Here is a 14542-nt window from a genome sequence, read left to right as displayed (position 1 = left end):
AAAAGCGGACTCAGCCTGTCAAAACGGTACAATCTGACACAGTAGCACTCAGGAAACCTAGTTCAGAAGCCAACCCGCTCTAGGGCTTGCTACAATAGCGGTCGAGTATATCATTACGCATGATCGAGTTTTTCCCAACCAATCACATGAACGGGTAACCCCGCAAAGGCGCAACCGAATGCAGGCTAAAAAAACAATCACGTCGTCAATCAGTGGCAAATTCAAAAAAAGCAAATATGCGCTGCTGATCGCCCTCATGGGCTTGGCGTTTGCCGGTGGCCCCGGCTATGCCGACGAGGCGGATGAAGTATCCAAATTAATTCAGAACAGTCAGTTCGAACAGGCGCAAGCCCGTGCTGACGCTTACCTGGCCAATCGTCCCAACGATGCACAAATGCGTTTCCTGAAAGGTTTGATCCTGACAGAGCGGAACAAGACCACCGAAGCGATCACTGTGTTTACCAAGTTGACTGAGGACTTTCCCGAGTTGCCTGAACCCTACAACAACCTGGCAGTGTTGTACGCGGGGCGCGGCGAATACGAAAAAGCCCGTGAATCGCTTGAAATGGCCATTCGCACCCATCCCAGCTATGCAACTGCCCATGAAAACCTGGGCGACGTGTATGCCAAATTGGCGAGTCAGTCCTACGACAAAGCCCTTCAACTGGATGGTCGCAATTCAACCGCTCAAACCAAACTGTCACTGGTGCGCAACCTGATTGCAGGCAAACCAGAAACAGTGGCTGTGGCCGCTGCACCTGCTGCAGCACCAGCCAGCAAACCCGCACCAGCCAAAACTGCACCCGCAGTAGTACCCACACCGCCCGTGGTTGCTGCCGCACCACCCACTGTTGCACCCACTGTTGAAGTGGCACCAAGCAAACCTGCCCCGGCAGCAGCGCCAGCAATCACTGCCAGCAAACCAGCCGAGACAAAACCAAATACGATCGGCATGGACAGCCAGGTACTTGCAGCTGTTGAAGCATGGGCCAAAGCCTGGACGGATCAAGACATGGCCGGTTATCTGGGCGCGTACAGCCAGGATTTCGACACACCCGGCAAAATGAACCGTGCCAATTGGGAAAAAATGCGCGAACAACGCATTGTTGGTAAGGAAACCATTCGCGTGGTTGTTGAAAACCCCTTAATCACAATCACTGGCAATGAAGCTGTGGTGAAGTTCAAGCAGAGTTATTTCTCCAACCGCCTGAACAATGTGTCCGCGAAAACATTGACCATGAAACAGGAAGGCGGCACCTGGAAAATTACCAGCGAGAGGGTGGGCGGTTAAATGTGGTTAAGCAATAAGCTTCGAAGAATGTCCAAAGGGTTGCGATTTGCCGCACCCCTGTTGTTTTGGGCATTCACCGCAGCCCCCACTTTTGTTCAATCAGGCTCTGAAGAGTCGTTTGACCTCGCCGCCTACAGTAGCGCCGAACCCAAAAAAGGCTCGCTGGCCAGCAAGCTGTTTGAGTCAGCCAGCTACCAGCCCGTAATCGACACCGCCGTAGAGGAAATTTACCTCGCCTTGAGCAAGCATGAGCTAAACAAGGCGCTGAAATTAACAGATCGACTGCTTGCCGAATTTCCCAATTTTTACCTTGGCCACATGCTCAAAGGCGATATTTTGTCATTGAAGGCTGGGCGTCCCTTAACGCAAATCGGCGACATGCTCGATGTTCCCAAGGGAAAACAGGAAGAACTCACTGAGTTGCGAGACGAGGCCATAGCACGATTCAAAGCAGTTAAAGATCGCCCCCAACGCGACTTGCTGCCTGCCGAACTGGTTGAACTGAATGACGATCAACGTTACGTGATTTTGGTAGACACCACTCGCTCACGGCTTTTTCTTTATGAAAACGCATTTCCCCAGCCACGCTTGGTGACTGACTTTTACGTGTCCCAAGGAAAAATGGGGGCGGTGAAGGTGCGCGAGGGTGACAAACGCACACCCATTGGCGTGTACACAATTACCGAATTACTGCCCAAAGAAAAACTGACTGATTTCTACGGGCCCATTGCCTTGCCCATCGATTATCCAAATGCTTGGGACAAACGGCTAGGTAAAACCGGCTATGGTATTTGGCTGCACGGCATGCCCAAACACTATGTGAGTCGCCCCCCCAAGGCCAGCGATGGCTGTGTAGTGCTGGCAAACCAGGACTTGCTTGCCTTGAAAAAATTTGTCGACATTGGCAGCACACAAGTTGTCATCAGCGAGAGACTTGACTTCGTGCCCGTGGATGTGTGGCAAAGTCACCGCAAAGCTGCCTTGCGCATGGTGGACACCTGGAAAAAGGACTTGGAAAAAGGCTTTTCCAAAGGAATTTATCATTACGCAAGCGATGTGAAAATAGACGGCCAGGGTTTGATTGAGTGGCAGAAAAATCAGCAAATCGGCAACAAGTCGTTTGGAAAAATCTCCATCGGCGACCTCACGGTCATGCGATACCCCAGCGACAAAGACATGATGCTGGTGTCCTTCAAACAAGAGGACAAATTGTCGGGTGAAATCCGCAAGCAACAGTACTGGATGAAAGTCGGCACACGCTGGCAAATTGTGCAAGAAGATACTTCAAAACTGTAAAGGACAAGTCTGTGACTCAAGGCAAACGTGTTTTTCTCAAGTGGTCGATGTTCTCGGCGATTGCTGTTAGCATCGGTAATTCTTCAATCTCCTCTGCGTTTGCAAAAGCGAAAAAACAAACCATGGTTAAACTTAAAACAAATTTTGGCGACATTACAATCGCCCTGGACGCTGAAAAAGCCCCCGCTACCGTGGCCAACTTTCTGGAATATGCAAAAAGTGGCTTCTACACCAACACCATTTTCCACCGTGTCATCGGCGGCTTCATGGTTCAAGGCGGCGGCTTTGAACCCGGCATGAAACAGAAGCCCACCAAAGACCCCGTGAAGAATGAGGCCGACAACGGCTTGAAAAACGAGAAGTACACCATTGCGATGGCGCGTACCAACGACCCGCACTCTGCGACTGCCCAGTTTTTCATCAACATGGAAAACAATGAGTTTTTGAACTTCAAAAGCCCTACCCCTCAAGGCTGGGGCTATTGCGTATTCGGCAAAGTGACCGAGGGCAAAGACATTGTCGACAAAATTGTGGCGGTCAAAACCGGCTCTAAAGGTTTTCACCAAGACGTACCGCTGGAAGATGTGATTATTCAGGGCGTCGAAGTACTGTAAAGCTACCCAATAAAAAAAGCCCTTGTTCAAGGGCTTTTTTAATGACCTTATAATCAGGTAACAAGTTGATAGAAATTCCTCAACAAGGTGCTGCATTCTTTGCCTCCGACCTGCACTTGTCAGAACACACCCCCAAAACACTGGACGCCTTCGAGAATTGGCTTGTTAGCGTATCCCAGGAAAACACACTTGTCTTTTTGCTCGGCGACCTGTTCGAGGTTTGGTACGGCGACGACTACAGCGACAGCACCAGCGAGCGCGTTATCAAGGCTGTTCAAAGCGCAAAATCTACCGGCGCGACACTGTATTTCATGCATGGCAACCGTGATTTTCTTCTGGGCGATCAATTCGCCGAAGCAGCGGGGCTCGAGATTCTTCCCGATCCCGAATTTTTGCAGATCAATCACCAAGTCGTATTGATTACGCATGGCGATCAGCTTTGCACAGATGACAAGGCCTATCAAAAGTTCAGGCTTCAAAGCCGTGACGACAAGTGGCAAAAAAACTTTCTGGCACTACCCCTCGAACAACGTCTTGAAATGGCCAAGGCCATTCGCAGCGAAAGCAAATTACACAAGGCCAACAGTGCCATGAGTATTATGGACGCCAATCTGCACGCTGTGGCTGAGTCATTCAAGGGCAATTGGCCCGATGGCTACTACGTGGGAAAAAGCGATGTCATATTGCATGGCCACACCCACCGCTGTGCCATACACGGCACGCTCGATAGCCAGGCACCCCTGGTACCCGAAAGCACTCAAGGACAACTGCAAAAGGGTCAGCGAATCGTTTTGCCCGACTGGAACTTCGATGAACCAGAAAAAAACCGCCCAAAGGGCGGTTTCTTGAAATTACTCAGCACCGGGGAATTCAGCCTGAATCTGTTCAATTAATTGTCCACCAGTTTATTCAAGGCTTTCAGTTCTTCGCAGTCCACGGAATCGCCGCAATCCGGCTCTGCTTTGCCTTTGCTCAGTTGCTTTTCAAGTTGTTCGATTCGCTGCTGCTGAGCGATGGCCTGATCAATCAAACCATGCATCGCCTTGATCAGTGGGTCATCTCCGTTTTTAGACACTCCATAGGCCAAAAACTCTTCCTTGGTTTTCGCCGCACCTGTCAACACTTCGTCAGGCGTTCGTTCAGCCGCTTTCAGAATCATTCGGGCGGGATTGCCCACCGCGGTGGCTCCTGCCGGTACTGGCTTCGTGACCACAGCGTTCGAGCCTATCTTGGCGCCCTCACCCACCACAAAGGGACCCAGCACCTGCGCACCTGCGCCCACGACCACGCCTTTTTCCAGCGTGGGGTGGCGCTTGCCCTTGGCCAGTGAAGTACCGCCCAACGTAACCCCTTGGTAAATGGTGACGTCATCATGAATTTCAGCAGTTTCACCAATGACCACGCCCATGCCATGGTCGATGAATACGCGCCTGCCAATATTGGCACCTGGATGAATTTCAATACCAGTAAAAAATCGACCCAAATGAGACAAAAACCGCGCGAGCGTGTTGAAACCAGCCGCCCATGCATTGTGGGCCAGGCGATGCCAAATCAAGGCATGCAAACCGGGGTAGCACAGGAACACTTCCAAACGCCCTCGGGCCGCCGGGTCTTTCCTCAAAATCGTGTCAATGTCTTCTTGTAGTCGAATCCACATGCGCGGAAAACCTTGGATCAATTGTTATTGGTACGTATACACTGGTCGCCGCAGTGTATCACGGCTGAATCAAGGCTTCTTGCGCTCGAATTCATGCGGATAAAGGCGATCGTCTACCACTCGGATCACATCTGAAAAAAACCCGCGCAGCATATCCACTTCCTCTTGTTCCAAAGGGGTTTTGGCCAACATTCTGGCCAAACGCTGAACTACTTTTTTCGGCTTGTCCGGGTTGATGAAGTCCACCGCCTGCATTGCCTGTAACCAATGGGCTTGCAAATCAGCCACAGCCTTCACGGTGGCCAGTTTTTCGCCTTTTGCCAAAGTGCCAGCCAAGGAATCTTCTTCCAGATCAAACTGCCCGGCGGCCCATTCAGTGCGCAAGGCGTAAGCAACAATTTGCACCGCTTGTGACAGGTTGAGCGAGCTATATGCCGGATTGGCAGCAATCGTCACCTGCCGGTTACACACCAGCAACTCATCATTGCTCAAACCCGTGCGTTCAGCACCAAATACAAAAGCAGCGCCTACTGCGCTTTCAGTTAATTTCAAGGCTTCCTGTGCCGCCTCTTGGGGGCTTTGTAAACGCGGGCCCAGGTCCCGCAAACGCGCTGACAAGGCAAATGCAACACTTCGATCTGCCAAGGCATCGGGCAAAGTATTGAAAATTCGAGCCTTTTCAAGTACATCCGTGGCACCGCTGGCCAGCGAAATCGCCTCATCAGCGCTGCAAATGTCTGTCGTTTTGGGTTCAACGAGTCGCAAATCACTCAGGCCCATGGTTTTCATGGCACGCGCCACTGAACCAACATTGCCCGGATGGCTTGTTTTTACGAGAACAATTGAAATGGATTCGAGGGAAATGGCTGCGGTCATTTATAATGTCGGGTTAAACGTATTCAAATTGAAAGGAAAGGCCATGCATCCGATGTTGAACGTGGCGGTGAAAGCCGCTCGCGCTGCGGGAAAAATCATCAACCGAGCGGAGCTTGACCTCGATCAGGTAAAAATCGGAGTCAAAGGGCCCAACGATTTCGTCACCGAAACCGATCAGGCCGCTGAAAGCGCCATTATCGACGTGCTCAAGCAAGCCTTTCCCGATCACGCCATTCTAGCCGAGGAAAGCGGCGCCTCTGGCAAATCAGATTACGAGTGGGTGATCGATCCCATCGACGGCACGGCCAACTTCATTCATGGCTATCCACACTATGCCATCTCTATCGCACTTCGCGTCAATGGCAATGTGCAACAGGCCGTGGTGTACAACCCAGCCACGAACGATCTGTTCACCGCCTCCAAGGGCGAAGGTGCGTTCTTGAACAACCGTCGCATCCGGGTTTCCAAGCGCAGCAAACCTAACGAGTTTTTGGTGGGTTTTGCGTTCCCGAGCGGCCAGAATGAAGGCTCCCTTGGCGTAAAGCGTAAAATGCTGGCCCTGACTGAGAGCACCGCAGGTATTCGCAAATCAGGCTCAGCCGTTCTCGACCTGGCTTATGTGGCTTGCGGTCGCCTGGACGGCTACATGTGTTTTGGCCTGAAGCCATGGGACTTGGCAACAGGCGTGTTGCTTGTCTCCGAGGCAGGTGGTTTGATTACCGACCCACAAGGCAACGACACCTACATGGCAACTGGCGACGCAGTAGCCGGAAACCCCAAAGCACTTCAATACCTGCTGAGCTTCAAATAAAACAAACAGGGACCCAGTTGAGCAAACAAGCGAGTACAAACAACCAGGCCGCATCACAGGCGTTTGAAAGCCACACGCCGATGATGCAGCAGTACCTCACGCTGAAAGCCGAATACCCAGACAAGCTGCTGTTTTATCGCATGGGCGATTTTTACGAGCTGTTTTTTGACGATGCCCAACTGGCCGCACAATTACTCCGAATCACCCTGACTCATCGGGGTCAATCTGCCGGGCAGCCCATACCCATGGCTGGCGTACCATTTCACGCCGCAGACCAATACCTGGCCAAGCTGGTTGCCTTGGGGCATTCAGTGGCCATTTGCGAACAGGTGGGCACGCCAGGCCTGACCAAAGGCCCCATGGAGCGAAAGGTGGCGCGGGTGGTTACGCCAGGCACACTGACCGAATCAACCCTGCTGCCTGATCAAGAAAACAAAACCTTGCTTAGCCTGTATTCCGAAGATGGCAAGTATTGGGGTGTCGCCTGCCTGGCCTTGTCAGCTGGCTCCATTCGTTTGCTCGAATGTGATTCAGGCGCATTGGCTGCGCACATCAGCCGCTTCAACGCGGCCGAAGTGCTGGTGAACAACCGCAGCTGGGCGCAGCAAAGCCAAATCACGGGTAGCTTTGAGCGGCCCGCCTGGCACTTCGATGCCGGTTTTGCGCAAACCCATTTGCAGTCGGTATTACAGGCTGCGAATCTCGAAAGCCTTGAACTACACAAAGCCAAGCTTGCCGTGCCCGCCATGGGCGCAGCTTTGCAATATGCCAAGGAAACTCACCTTAGCATCGATACCTTCAAGCACGTGTCCGATATTCAGGTTGAACACGAGCAAGACTTTCTGGTGCTTGACGAAGCCGCACGCCGCAATCTGGAATTGACTGAAACATTGAGGGGCGAGCCAGCCCCTACCCTGTTTTCACGGATCAACCGCACAGGCAGCGGCATGGGTGCGCGGCGCTTGCGCCAATGGTTGCTAGAACCCCTTCGCAGTATTGAATCCATTGAAGCACGACAAAACAAAATACAGCACCTGCTTGCCACTTTGGGCCAGGCGCCTGAACCGGCCTGTTTCGCACTGGTGAAAACCTTGCGCGCCATGGCAGACATTGAACGCATCAGCAGCCGTGTGGCCATGCAAACGGCCAAGCCTCGCGATTTGCTGGCGCTGCGGGAAAGCCTGCAAGCGCTGCCGCAAGTTGCTGAACTGATTGCAAACTTTGGCGACAATGAATTCAACACTGCACTGCAGGCATTGGAAGCACCCCCACAGTTGCTGGCAGAATTAATGCAGGCCTTGGCCGAAAATCCGCCTGTGCTGATTCGCGACGGCGGTGTAATCGCCGACGGCTATCATGCCGAGCTGGATGAATTACGCAATATTCAAACCGGCAGCGGGCAGTTTTTAATTGAGCTTGAAAAACAGGAACGCGAAGCCACTGGCATTGCCAACCTGAAAGTCGAGTTCAACCGCGTGCATGGTTTTTACATTGAGGTCAGCAGCGCGCAGGCCGAAAAGGTGCCCGCACACTACATTCGTCGGCAAACCATGAAAAATGCCGAGCGTTACATCACCGAAGAACTGAAAGTCTTTGAGGAAAAAGCATTGTCTGCAAAAGACAAAGCCCTGAACCTTGAAAAAGTAATTTACGAAAACCTGATGGTGTGGCTGGGCCAATTCACGCCGTTTTTGCAACGGTGTGCACGTGAACTGTCTGAACTCGATGCACTAGCTGCGTTGGCCATTGTGGCTTTCGAAGCCAACTGGGTGCGCCCGCAGTTGCTGCCCCATGCCTTGCTGAATATTCACCAGGGTCGCCACCCCGTGCTGGAAGTTCAGGTAGAACAATTCACACCGAACGACTGTGCATTACACCCAGGCAAACACATGGCGCTGATCACCGGTCCGAACATGGGCGGTAAAAGCACCTACATGCGCCAAACCGCGCTGATTGCGTTGCTTGCTCACATGGGCAGTTTCGTACCGGCAAGCAGTGCACAAATTGGGGTGCTTGACAGAATTTTTACACGAATCGGCGCATCCGATGACCTGGCTGGCGGCCGCTCCACCTTCATGGTGGAAATGACCGAAGCTGCCACCATTGTTCGCCAAGCCACGCCACACAGCTTGGTCATCATGGACGAAATTGGGCGTGGCACCTCCACTTTCGACGGTTTGTCACTGGCCTGGGAAATTGCCAAGCGCCTGGCCAACACCAACAAATGCTTAACACTGTTTGCCACGCATTATTTTGAAATCACAGCGCTGGGCAACGAGCTGGACAGCGTATTCAATGTTCATTTGTCTGCCACCGAGCACCAAGGCAAGTTGGTATTTTTGCACCGCATCGAGGCTGGCCCTGCAAGCCAAAGTTACGGCCTGCAAGTGGCCAAACTGGCAGGCTTGCCAGCCTTGGTGGTAAAAAATGCACAAAAGCGACTGGACCAACTGGAAGCTGAAAAACGCGCCATGACGACGCAAGTGGATTTGTTCGACCTGCCGGTTGAAACAGACACCGAAGCACCGGCCAGCCCGCAGCATGTGAACCTGATTCTCGAAAAGCTCAACGAGATCGACCCCGATGAGCTCAGCCCCAGAGAAGCACTGCAGTTGATTTTTCAGCTCAAGGGCCTTCATACATGAACTTGCGCCGCACGGTAAGCAAAACCTGTGCGGCTACTTTGCTGGTGGTCTTGTCCATTGCCACCCCATGGGTATCGGCCAATTCACATACCGACAGTTTCAGCTTCGCACTCATCGGCGACCAGCCTTACAACAACTTTTTTGAACCTGCAACCAGCCAGCTGATACAACAAATCGGGCGGGAACGCCATGTAAGCTGGATATTGCACATTGGCGACATCAAAGGCGGCAACGAGCCCTGCTCCGATGACTTGCTTGAACGCAGACTGGATCAACTACAACAAAGCGAAAAGCCCTTGGTGTATGTACCCGGCGACAACGAATGGACTGATTGCCACCGATCATCAAACGGAAATTTTGACACGCAGGAGCGCCTGGAATTTTTACGCAAACAAGCCTTCTCAAAATCTCGCACACTGGGCAAACAAGGCTTCCCGATTCGCCAGCAAATTAAGCACCCCTACCCTGAACACCTGATGTGGACTCAAGGTAGCACGCTGTTCCTGAGCTTGAATATCCCCGGCAGTAACAACGACCTGCTCAACCCAAAATCCAGAAATGCCAGCACAAAAAAAGTAAAACAATTATTCGAGGCACGTTCCCTGGCCATTGAATCCTGGCTTGCGGAAGCAGAACAACTGTTCGACAAGGCAGACCCACGCCTCACGGAAACCGTGATCGCCATTCAAGGCAATCCAATTGATGGATCAGGCGGTGCAGGCAGCAATCCAGTCAAAAATGGATATGCCCGCTTTATGAAAAGCTTGGTGAAATACATCAACACCACCAAGCGCCCTGTGCTGTTGGCGCACGGCGACACACACAGGTTTAAATGGGACAAACCCAGTCTTAAACGATTTGGGGGAACACCCGAAACAGATGCACTGTTCTATCGGGTCGAAGGCTGGGGCCATCCGTTCATGAACGCATGGGTACCGGTCACGGTAACACCCGGCACCAAGATGCCTTTTGAGGCCAGCAGTATTTCGCTACCCGCCCCAGAAGTCAGCAATTAGTTCAACTTGCCTGCACCCGGATTGGGCGCCACGCTGAACAACGATTGGGCTGCTGCGCCTTGCGCCTTTTCTTCCTCGTTGGCTGCGCGAATGTCCAGCACTTTCAAGTGATATCGCAGAGCCATGCCAGCAAACGGGTGATTGCCGTCCAGTACCACCTTGCCCTCGGCAATGTCAGTCACTGTCCAAACCCGGCCAAAACCCGTGTTTTCCTCGGTGGCCTGCTCGTCTGGCTCGTTCTCGTCGTCGACAGGCACTTCTTCCAGTTGCATGCCGATTTCCAATTCTTCGCCGAACATTTCAATGTCCTCAACCCGCATCAGCTCCGGATCAAAGTCACCAAATGCATCCTCGGGCTCTAGCTGAGCAAACACTTCATCGCCAACAGCCTTGCCGAGTACAGCCTCTTGAAGTTTCGGAAATACTTCATTCTCGCTGCCCTGCAGGTAAATGATCGGCTCGCCACCATGTTCCTGAATCAGTTCACCCTGCGCATCACGCAGCTCAAAATCAAGGGTAACCACCGTGCCGTGCTCAACAATCATCGTACATAACTCCAGAAATCAGCGCCCGAACAGTGGGCAGTCTTTTAAGGTGGCCTATGATACCCGTAATCGATAAATCACCCAAATAAAGCTCCCGCAGATGATCAAACCCCTCACCCAAATCGCCAATCTGACCACTGAACAGTTCATGACCGAACACTGGCACGTCAAACCATTCCTTTTTCGTCAAGCGTTCCCGAATTTTGAACCCCTTTGCGATCTGGACACCATCGCCGAGATGGCCTCGGATGAAGACATTGAAAGTCGCTTGATTCAATATGGAAAAAACGGCTGGACACTCGAGCAAGGGCCGTTTGACGAGCTTCCACCCATGAAGAAAAAGGCATGGACCGTGCTAATCCAGGGCATCGACCATCACCTGCCCGAGGCCTACGATCTGCTACAACTGTTTCGCTTTATTCCCGATGCGCGCCTTGATGACATCATGCTCAGCCTGGCCAGCGACGGTGGCGGCGTGGGCCCACATTACGACTCCTACGATGTATTTTTGCTTCAAATGCATGGCAAAAGGCGCTGGAAGATCGGTCCGCTTTTAAACAAGGAACTCGAAGAAGGCGTACCTTTGAAAATACTGAAGGAGTTCGAGCCAACAGAGGAATTTGTGCTCGAACCTGGTGACATGCTTTACCTGCCGCCCAATTATGGTCACGATGGGATCGCAGAGGGCACCTGCTCGACACTAAGCATTGGATTCAGAGCACCCACACAAGCGGAGGTTCTAAGCGGTATTTTGCGCGACATGGCCGATCAAATTGAACAAGATCCAGGCATGACTCAAAAATTGTTTTCTGACCCAGCGCGAGGGCTACAGAAAAACCCCGCAGAAATTCCTGACGACATGCTGAATTTCGGTTTTAATTTGATTCAGCAGTTTTCAGCGCAATCGCCTCAAATACAGCGCAGCATGGGGATTTTGCTGACCGAACCCAAGCCTCATGTGTATTTTGTAAACAACACAGACGATCAAGATATACCGGAAATAATTAGTGTACTTGGCGTGCGCGGCATTGCATTAAGCATGAAAACTAAAATGTTGTTCAAAGATGAGGTTTTCTATATCAATGGCGACGCTGTCAACCCGACCAGTGCCCTTACCGTTAAACAGCTGCAAAAGCTCGCAAACCAGCGTGAAATGGAGCCAACCGACGCCGCAGAAGCATTAAAAAACCCTGAATTTCAGTATTTTTTAATTGGTTTTGCAAAAGCCGGTTGGGTAGAAACCCTAATATGATTAATTTCATTTAGAATTTGAAACGACTCGGCAAAGTCAATAGAATTTTGCTTCGAAAATAAGGTCGAAACAATGACTTGAATTTGACGGGCTATTCGTTAGAATTTGCAGAGTTTTCCGCTTGAGTGCTTGAACACCCGGCAGGAAAATGGGTGATTCTGGGTTCTCTTGTGAGCCTATTTGCTCTAAAAAAGGCGCTTGAATCGGCGCCTAGTTCGTGACCCCAAAAGGAATAAACATGAAAAACTCAATTTTGATCGCATCTTTGTTTGCAGTTGCTTTGGCCGCTTGTGGCAAGAAAGAAGAAGCAGCTCCTGTTGAACCAGCAGCGCCTGCAGTAACTGAGCAAGCTCCTGCAGCTACTGAGCCAGCAGCAACTGAGCCAGCAGCAATGGAACCAGCAGCAACTGAGCCAGCCGCTACTGAGCCAGCAGCTGCCCCAGCTGAAGAAGAAAAGAAGTAAATTCAATTCGCTTGTAAAAGCGATTGAAAACAAAAAGCCCCAGGTGAAAACCATGGGGCTTTTTTGTTGATTCAGCTGAAAAAAATCAAGCGGCTATTTGCCTTGAATCAAGACTGGTCCAACCAAAACCCTCCGCCTGGCAGGCAATGTCAAACGCAATTCCCCGTGGGGTCAGTACCTCGGCCCACATTTGTTGAACCACATTGGGACAATTCGTGGTTTGGCTTAAATGAGCAGCCACCACAAACTGCAAACTGCCGGAATCAAGCCTTCTGAGAATGTCGCAAGCCACCTGATTACTCAGGTGCCCATAATCGCCGCCTACCCTTTTTTTCAAGCTTGGCGGATAAGGCGAATTGGACAGCATTTCAGGGCAGTGATTGGATTCGAGAATCAGGGCATGCGCCCGGTTCAACATGTTCACCAAATGCGGCGTAGCGCTGCCACAGTCGGTCAGAATGCCAGTGACAAACCCCGACTTCGATTCAATCAGCATTTGAATCGGTTCAGCAGCATCGTGAGGCACGGGAAATGGGTGCAAAGTCAGGCTTTTCACGCTAAACGGGGAATGGCTGTCAATTAACACCACCCGCCCCGATTGCAGATAATCCTCGTCGGTCAATTTGGATCTCAACGCGGCACGCCAGGTACCGTGCGTCAAATACACGGGGGTGCCAAATTTTCGACTGAACTTGAACACCCCACCAATGTGATCACCATGCTCGTGGGTGACCACAATGGCGTCGACATCCCCAGGCGCAAGTCCAACGCGCTCAAGGCGCCCCACGGTTTCCTTGACAGCAAAACCGCAGTCCACCATCAGGCGTGTGGGGGCATCAGTCAGCCTGCATTCAAACAGCCAACTGTTGCCTTCGCTACCACTGCCCAGACTCGCAAAGCGCACACCAATTACCGGAGTTTACCGGCCAGCTTGGTTGCCGCTTCTTCGGAAATTGCAGCATCAACAGCCGCACCACGCTCGGAAGTAAACTTGACCGAGGTTGATTTGTTACCTTCAGGCGCAACAACCACCTGGAAGCGTTGATCTGCTTTCAGGGTGTTGTCATTGGATGCACCACCGAAAAGTTTTCCGAAGAAACCGGTTTTCTCGCCTTCCGCCGAGGCCGAATCAGGAATGTACTTCACGTAGTACACACCATTGGAGCGATCACGGTCTTCGACGATAAAGCCGGCACGATCAAGACCAAAGCCCACGCGTCGCCATGCCAACGGAAAATCCTCAGCCAATATGATCGACGTTCCTTCAGGTTTCTTCTGCACGGAAATCAACTCTTGGGTGACTGGGCGACCTGCCGCTGCTGCAGCCTTTTCATCGCCTGTCAGCTTGGCCATCAAGCGGTTCAGCATTTCGGCTTCAAGTTCGGGATCAGAAGGACGACTCATCCACACCAGGCTGGACTGAGACTGATCGGTGTAGTTTTCTTCCATACCACGGTGGGTCACGAAAATTTCAACACCCCCTGCAATGGGCTCAACACGGGTACGGTAACGGTCACGGGTATTGCTGGAGTAAATACCATCAAATACAGTACCGATAACCTTGCGAATTCCATCCAAGGGAATATTTGCCCGGTTTTCAGCCCAGTTGGTTTCCATTAAACCAATTTTGGGATCATCCACTGCCAACTCAAATCCTGTGTCTTTCCAGAATTCACGCAACTTGGGCCACAGTTGTTCCGGAGGCATTTTCACTTCCAGAGAACGCAAATTGCCCACGCGCTTGATTTTTACATCTTCAGAAGCCACCAGTATGGGCTCGGTCTGCGCTTGTGGACGTGCTGCTGCGGGACGAGTACCGCCGCCGCTGTAGAAAGACGATGCCGACACAGAACCTGAACCAGACTCACCGGGAATCAGGAATTGCTCATCAGCCGACTGAGCAGTCAAATCGGGCGGCACTTCAAGGCCCTGCTCCCGCTTTTCAGCGGTGCGGTATGCCGTTTTCTGTCCTTCCACAGCCTCTTTGTAGGAGGCGCAGCCTGCCGCAGTGGATACAGCCGCTACGATCAGCAACAGTTTGAAAGAGGTTGTCTTGTTCAATTCCATTTGTTTCAC

General features: G+C 51.8%; 14 protein-coding genes. 9 read left to right on the top strand and 5 right to left on the bottom strand.

The window, feature by feature from the left end; translation table 11 throughout:
• The first annotated feature begins 178 nt into the window (after positions 1–178).
• The 4 genes from ACVL1J_RS08310 (at position 179) to ACVL1J_RS08295 (ending at position 4094) form a co-directional block, all read left to right on the top strand.
• Positions 179–1291 (top strand): nuclear transport factor 2 family protein, encoded by a 1113-nt coding sequence (locus tag ACVL1J_RS08310; RefSeq protein ID WP_491665275.1) that lies wholly within the window; start codon positions 179–181, stop codon positions 1289–1291.
• Positions 1292–2587, top strand: coding sequence for a L,D-transpeptidase family protein (locus ACVL1J_RS08305; protein ID WP_491665274.1), 1296 nt, complete (start codon positions 1292–1294; stop codon positions 2585–2587).
• Between the two features lie 122 nt (positions 2588–2709).
• Positions 2710–3201 carry a peptidylprolyl isomerase gene (locus tag ACVL1J_RS08300; RefSeq protein WP_159571836.1) on the top strand — a complete coding sequence of 164 codons (492 nt, stop codon included), beginning with the start codon at positions 2710–2712 and terminating at the stop codon, positions 3199–3201.
• Between the two features lie 65 nt (positions 3202–3266).
• Positions 3267–4094 (top strand): UDP-2,3-diacylglucosamine diphosphatase, encoded by an 828-nt coding sequence (locus ACVL1J_RS08295; RefSeq protein ID WP_341236982.1) that lies wholly within the window; start codon positions 3267–3269, stop codon positions 4092–4094.
• Here ACVL1J_RS08295 and cysE read toward each other — a convergent pair.
• Positions 4091–4858 (bottom strand): serine O-acetyltransferase, encoded by a 768-nt coding sequence (cysE, locus tag ACVL1J_RS08290; RefSeq protein ID WP_201301481.1) that lies wholly within the window; start codon positions 4856–4858, stop codon positions 4091–4093. The two genes, ACVL1J_RS08295 and cysE, sit on opposite strands and share 4 nt — an antisense overlap.
• Positions 4859–4927: 69 nt before the next feature.
• The gene (locus tag ACVL1J_RS08285; protein WP_159571058.1) at positions 4928–5734 is read right to left on the bottom strand and encodes an RNA methyltransferase; all 807 of its coding nucleotides are present in this window, start codon (positions 5732–5734) and stop codon (positions 4928–4930) included.
• Positions 5735–5777: 43 nt separating this feature from the next.
• Between ACVL1J_RS08285 and ACVL1J_RS08280 the strand changes: the two genes are divergently transcribed.
• The 3 genes from ACVL1J_RS08280 (at position 5778) to ACVL1J_RS08270 (ending at position 10206) form a co-directional block, all read left to right on the top strand.
• Positions 5778–6545, top strand: coding sequence for an inositol monophosphatase family protein (locus ACVL1J_RS08280; RefSeq protein WP_201301482.1), 768 nt, complete (start codon positions 5778–5780; stop codon positions 6543–6545).
• A gap of 80 nt (positions 6546–6625) precedes the next feature.
• Positions 6626–9190, top strand: coding sequence for a DNA mismatch repair protein MutS (mutS, locus tag ACVL1J_RS08275; RefSeq protein WP_341237012.1), 2565 nt, complete (start codon positions 6626–6628; stop codon positions 9188–9190).
• Entirely contained in the window at positions 9187–10206 is a 1020-nt protein-coding gene (locus tag ACVL1J_RS08270; RefSeq protein ID WP_341236983.1) for a hypothetical protein, read from the top strand. Before mutS ends, ACVL1J_RS08270 begins: the two co-directional genes overlap by 4 nt.
• On the opposite strand, the gene ACVL1J_RS08265 is transcribed toward ACVL1J_RS08270, so the two are convergent.
• A complete protein-coding gene (locus ACVL1J_RS08265; protein ID WP_159571064.1) occupies positions 10203–10751 on the bottom strand; it encodes an FKBP-type peptidyl-prolyl cis-trans isomerase in 549 nt (182 codons plus the stop codon). The two genes, ACVL1J_RS08270 and ACVL1J_RS08265, sit on opposite strands and share 4 nt — an antisense overlap.
• 100 nt (positions 10752–10851) lie before the next feature.
• Between ACVL1J_RS08265 and ACVL1J_RS08260 the strand changes: the two genes are divergently transcribed.
• Together ACVL1J_RS08260 and ACVL1J_RS08255 are read left to right on the top strand one after the other, a co-directional pair.
• On the top strand, positions 10852–12003 hold the full coding sequence (locus tag ACVL1J_RS08260; RefSeq protein ID WP_159571067.1) for a cupin domain-containing protein: 1152 nt from the start codon (positions 10852–10854) through the stop codon (positions 12001–12003).
• A 238-nt stretch (positions 12004–12241) separates the two neighbouring features.
• The gene (locus tag ACVL1J_RS08255) at positions 12242–12466 is read left to right on the top strand and encodes a hypothetical protein (protein WP_159571070.1); all 225 of its coding nucleotides are present in this window, start codon (positions 12242–12244) and stop codon (positions 12464–12466) included.
• A gap of 85 nt (positions 12467–12551) precedes the next feature.
• Here the strand turns inward: ACVL1J_RS08255 and ACVL1J_RS08250 are convergent, their stop codons facing one another.
• Together ACVL1J_RS08250 and bamC are read right to left on the bottom strand one after the other, a co-directional pair.
• Positions 12552–13370, bottom strand: a complete 819-nt coding sequence (locus tag ACVL1J_RS08250; protein WP_201301483.1) for an MBL fold metallo-hydrolase — start codon at positions 13368–13370, stop codon at positions 12552–12554.
• 5 nt (positions 13371–13375) lie between these two features.
• Entirely contained in the window at positions 13376–14533 is a 1158-nt protein-coding gene (bamC, locus tag ACVL1J_RS08245; RefSeq protein WP_159571073.1) for an NlpB/DapX family lipoprotein, read from the bottom strand.
• Positions 14534–14542: the final 9 nt, after the last annotated feature.

The organism is Limnobacter sp. G6BE5S, assembly GCF_058448965.1.
The sequence above is the reverse complement of the archived record's forward strand: the minus strand, read 5'-3'. Positions and strand labels throughout refer to the sequence as shown.

Excerpts from the sequence above, each read along its gene's own strand:
- ACVL1J_RS08255 (WP_159571070.1), top strand. The coding sequence starts at position 12,242 with ATGAAAAACTCAATTTTGATCGCATCTTTGTTTGCAGTTGCTTTGGCC.
- ACVL1J_RS08310 (WP_491665275.1), top strand. The coding sequence starts at position 179 with ATGCAGGCTAAAAAAACAATCACGTCGTCAATCAGTGGCAAATTCAAA.
- mutS (WP_341237012.1), top strand. The coding sequence starts at position 6,626 with ATGATGCAGCAGTACCTCACGCTGAAAGCCGAATACCCAGACAAGCTG.
- ACVL1J_RS08285 (WP_159571058.1), bottom strand. The coding sequence starts at position 5,734 with ATGACCGCAGCCATTTCCCTCGAATCCATTTCAATTGTTCTCGTAAAA.
- ACVL1J_RS08280 (WP_201301482.1), top strand. The coding sequence starts at position 5,778 with ATGCATCCGATGTTGAACGTGGCGGTGAAAGCCGCTCGCGCTGCGGGA.
- ACVL1J_RS08265 (WP_159571064.1), bottom strand. The coding sequence starts at position 10,751 with ATGATTGTTGAGCACGGCACGGTGGTTACCCTTGATTTTGAGCTGCGT.
- ACVL1J_RS08300 (WP_159571836.1), top strand. The coding sequence starts at position 2,710 with ATGGTTAAACTTAAAACAAATTTTGGCGACATTACAATCGCCCTGGAC.
- ACVL1J_RS08305 (WP_491665274.1), top strand. The coding sequence starts at position 1,292 with ATGTGGTTAAGCAATAAGCTTCGAAGAATGTCCAAAGGGTTGCGATTT.
- ACVL1J_RS08270 (WP_341236983.1), top strand. The coding sequence starts at position 9,187 with ATGAACTTGCGCCGCACGGTAAGCAAAACCTGTGCGGCTACTTTGCTG.
- bamC (WP_159571073.1), bottom strand. The coding sequence starts at position 14,533 with ATGGAATTGAACAAGACAACCTCTTTCAAACTGTTGCTGATCGTAGCG.
- ACVL1J_RS08260 (WP_159571067.1), top strand. The coding sequence starts at position 10,852 with ATGATCAAACCCCTCACCCAAATCGCCAATCTGACCACTGAACAGTTC.
- cysE (WP_201301481.1), bottom strand. The coding sequence starts at position 4,858 with ATGTGGATTCGACTACAAGAAGACATTGACACGATTTTGAGGAAAGAC.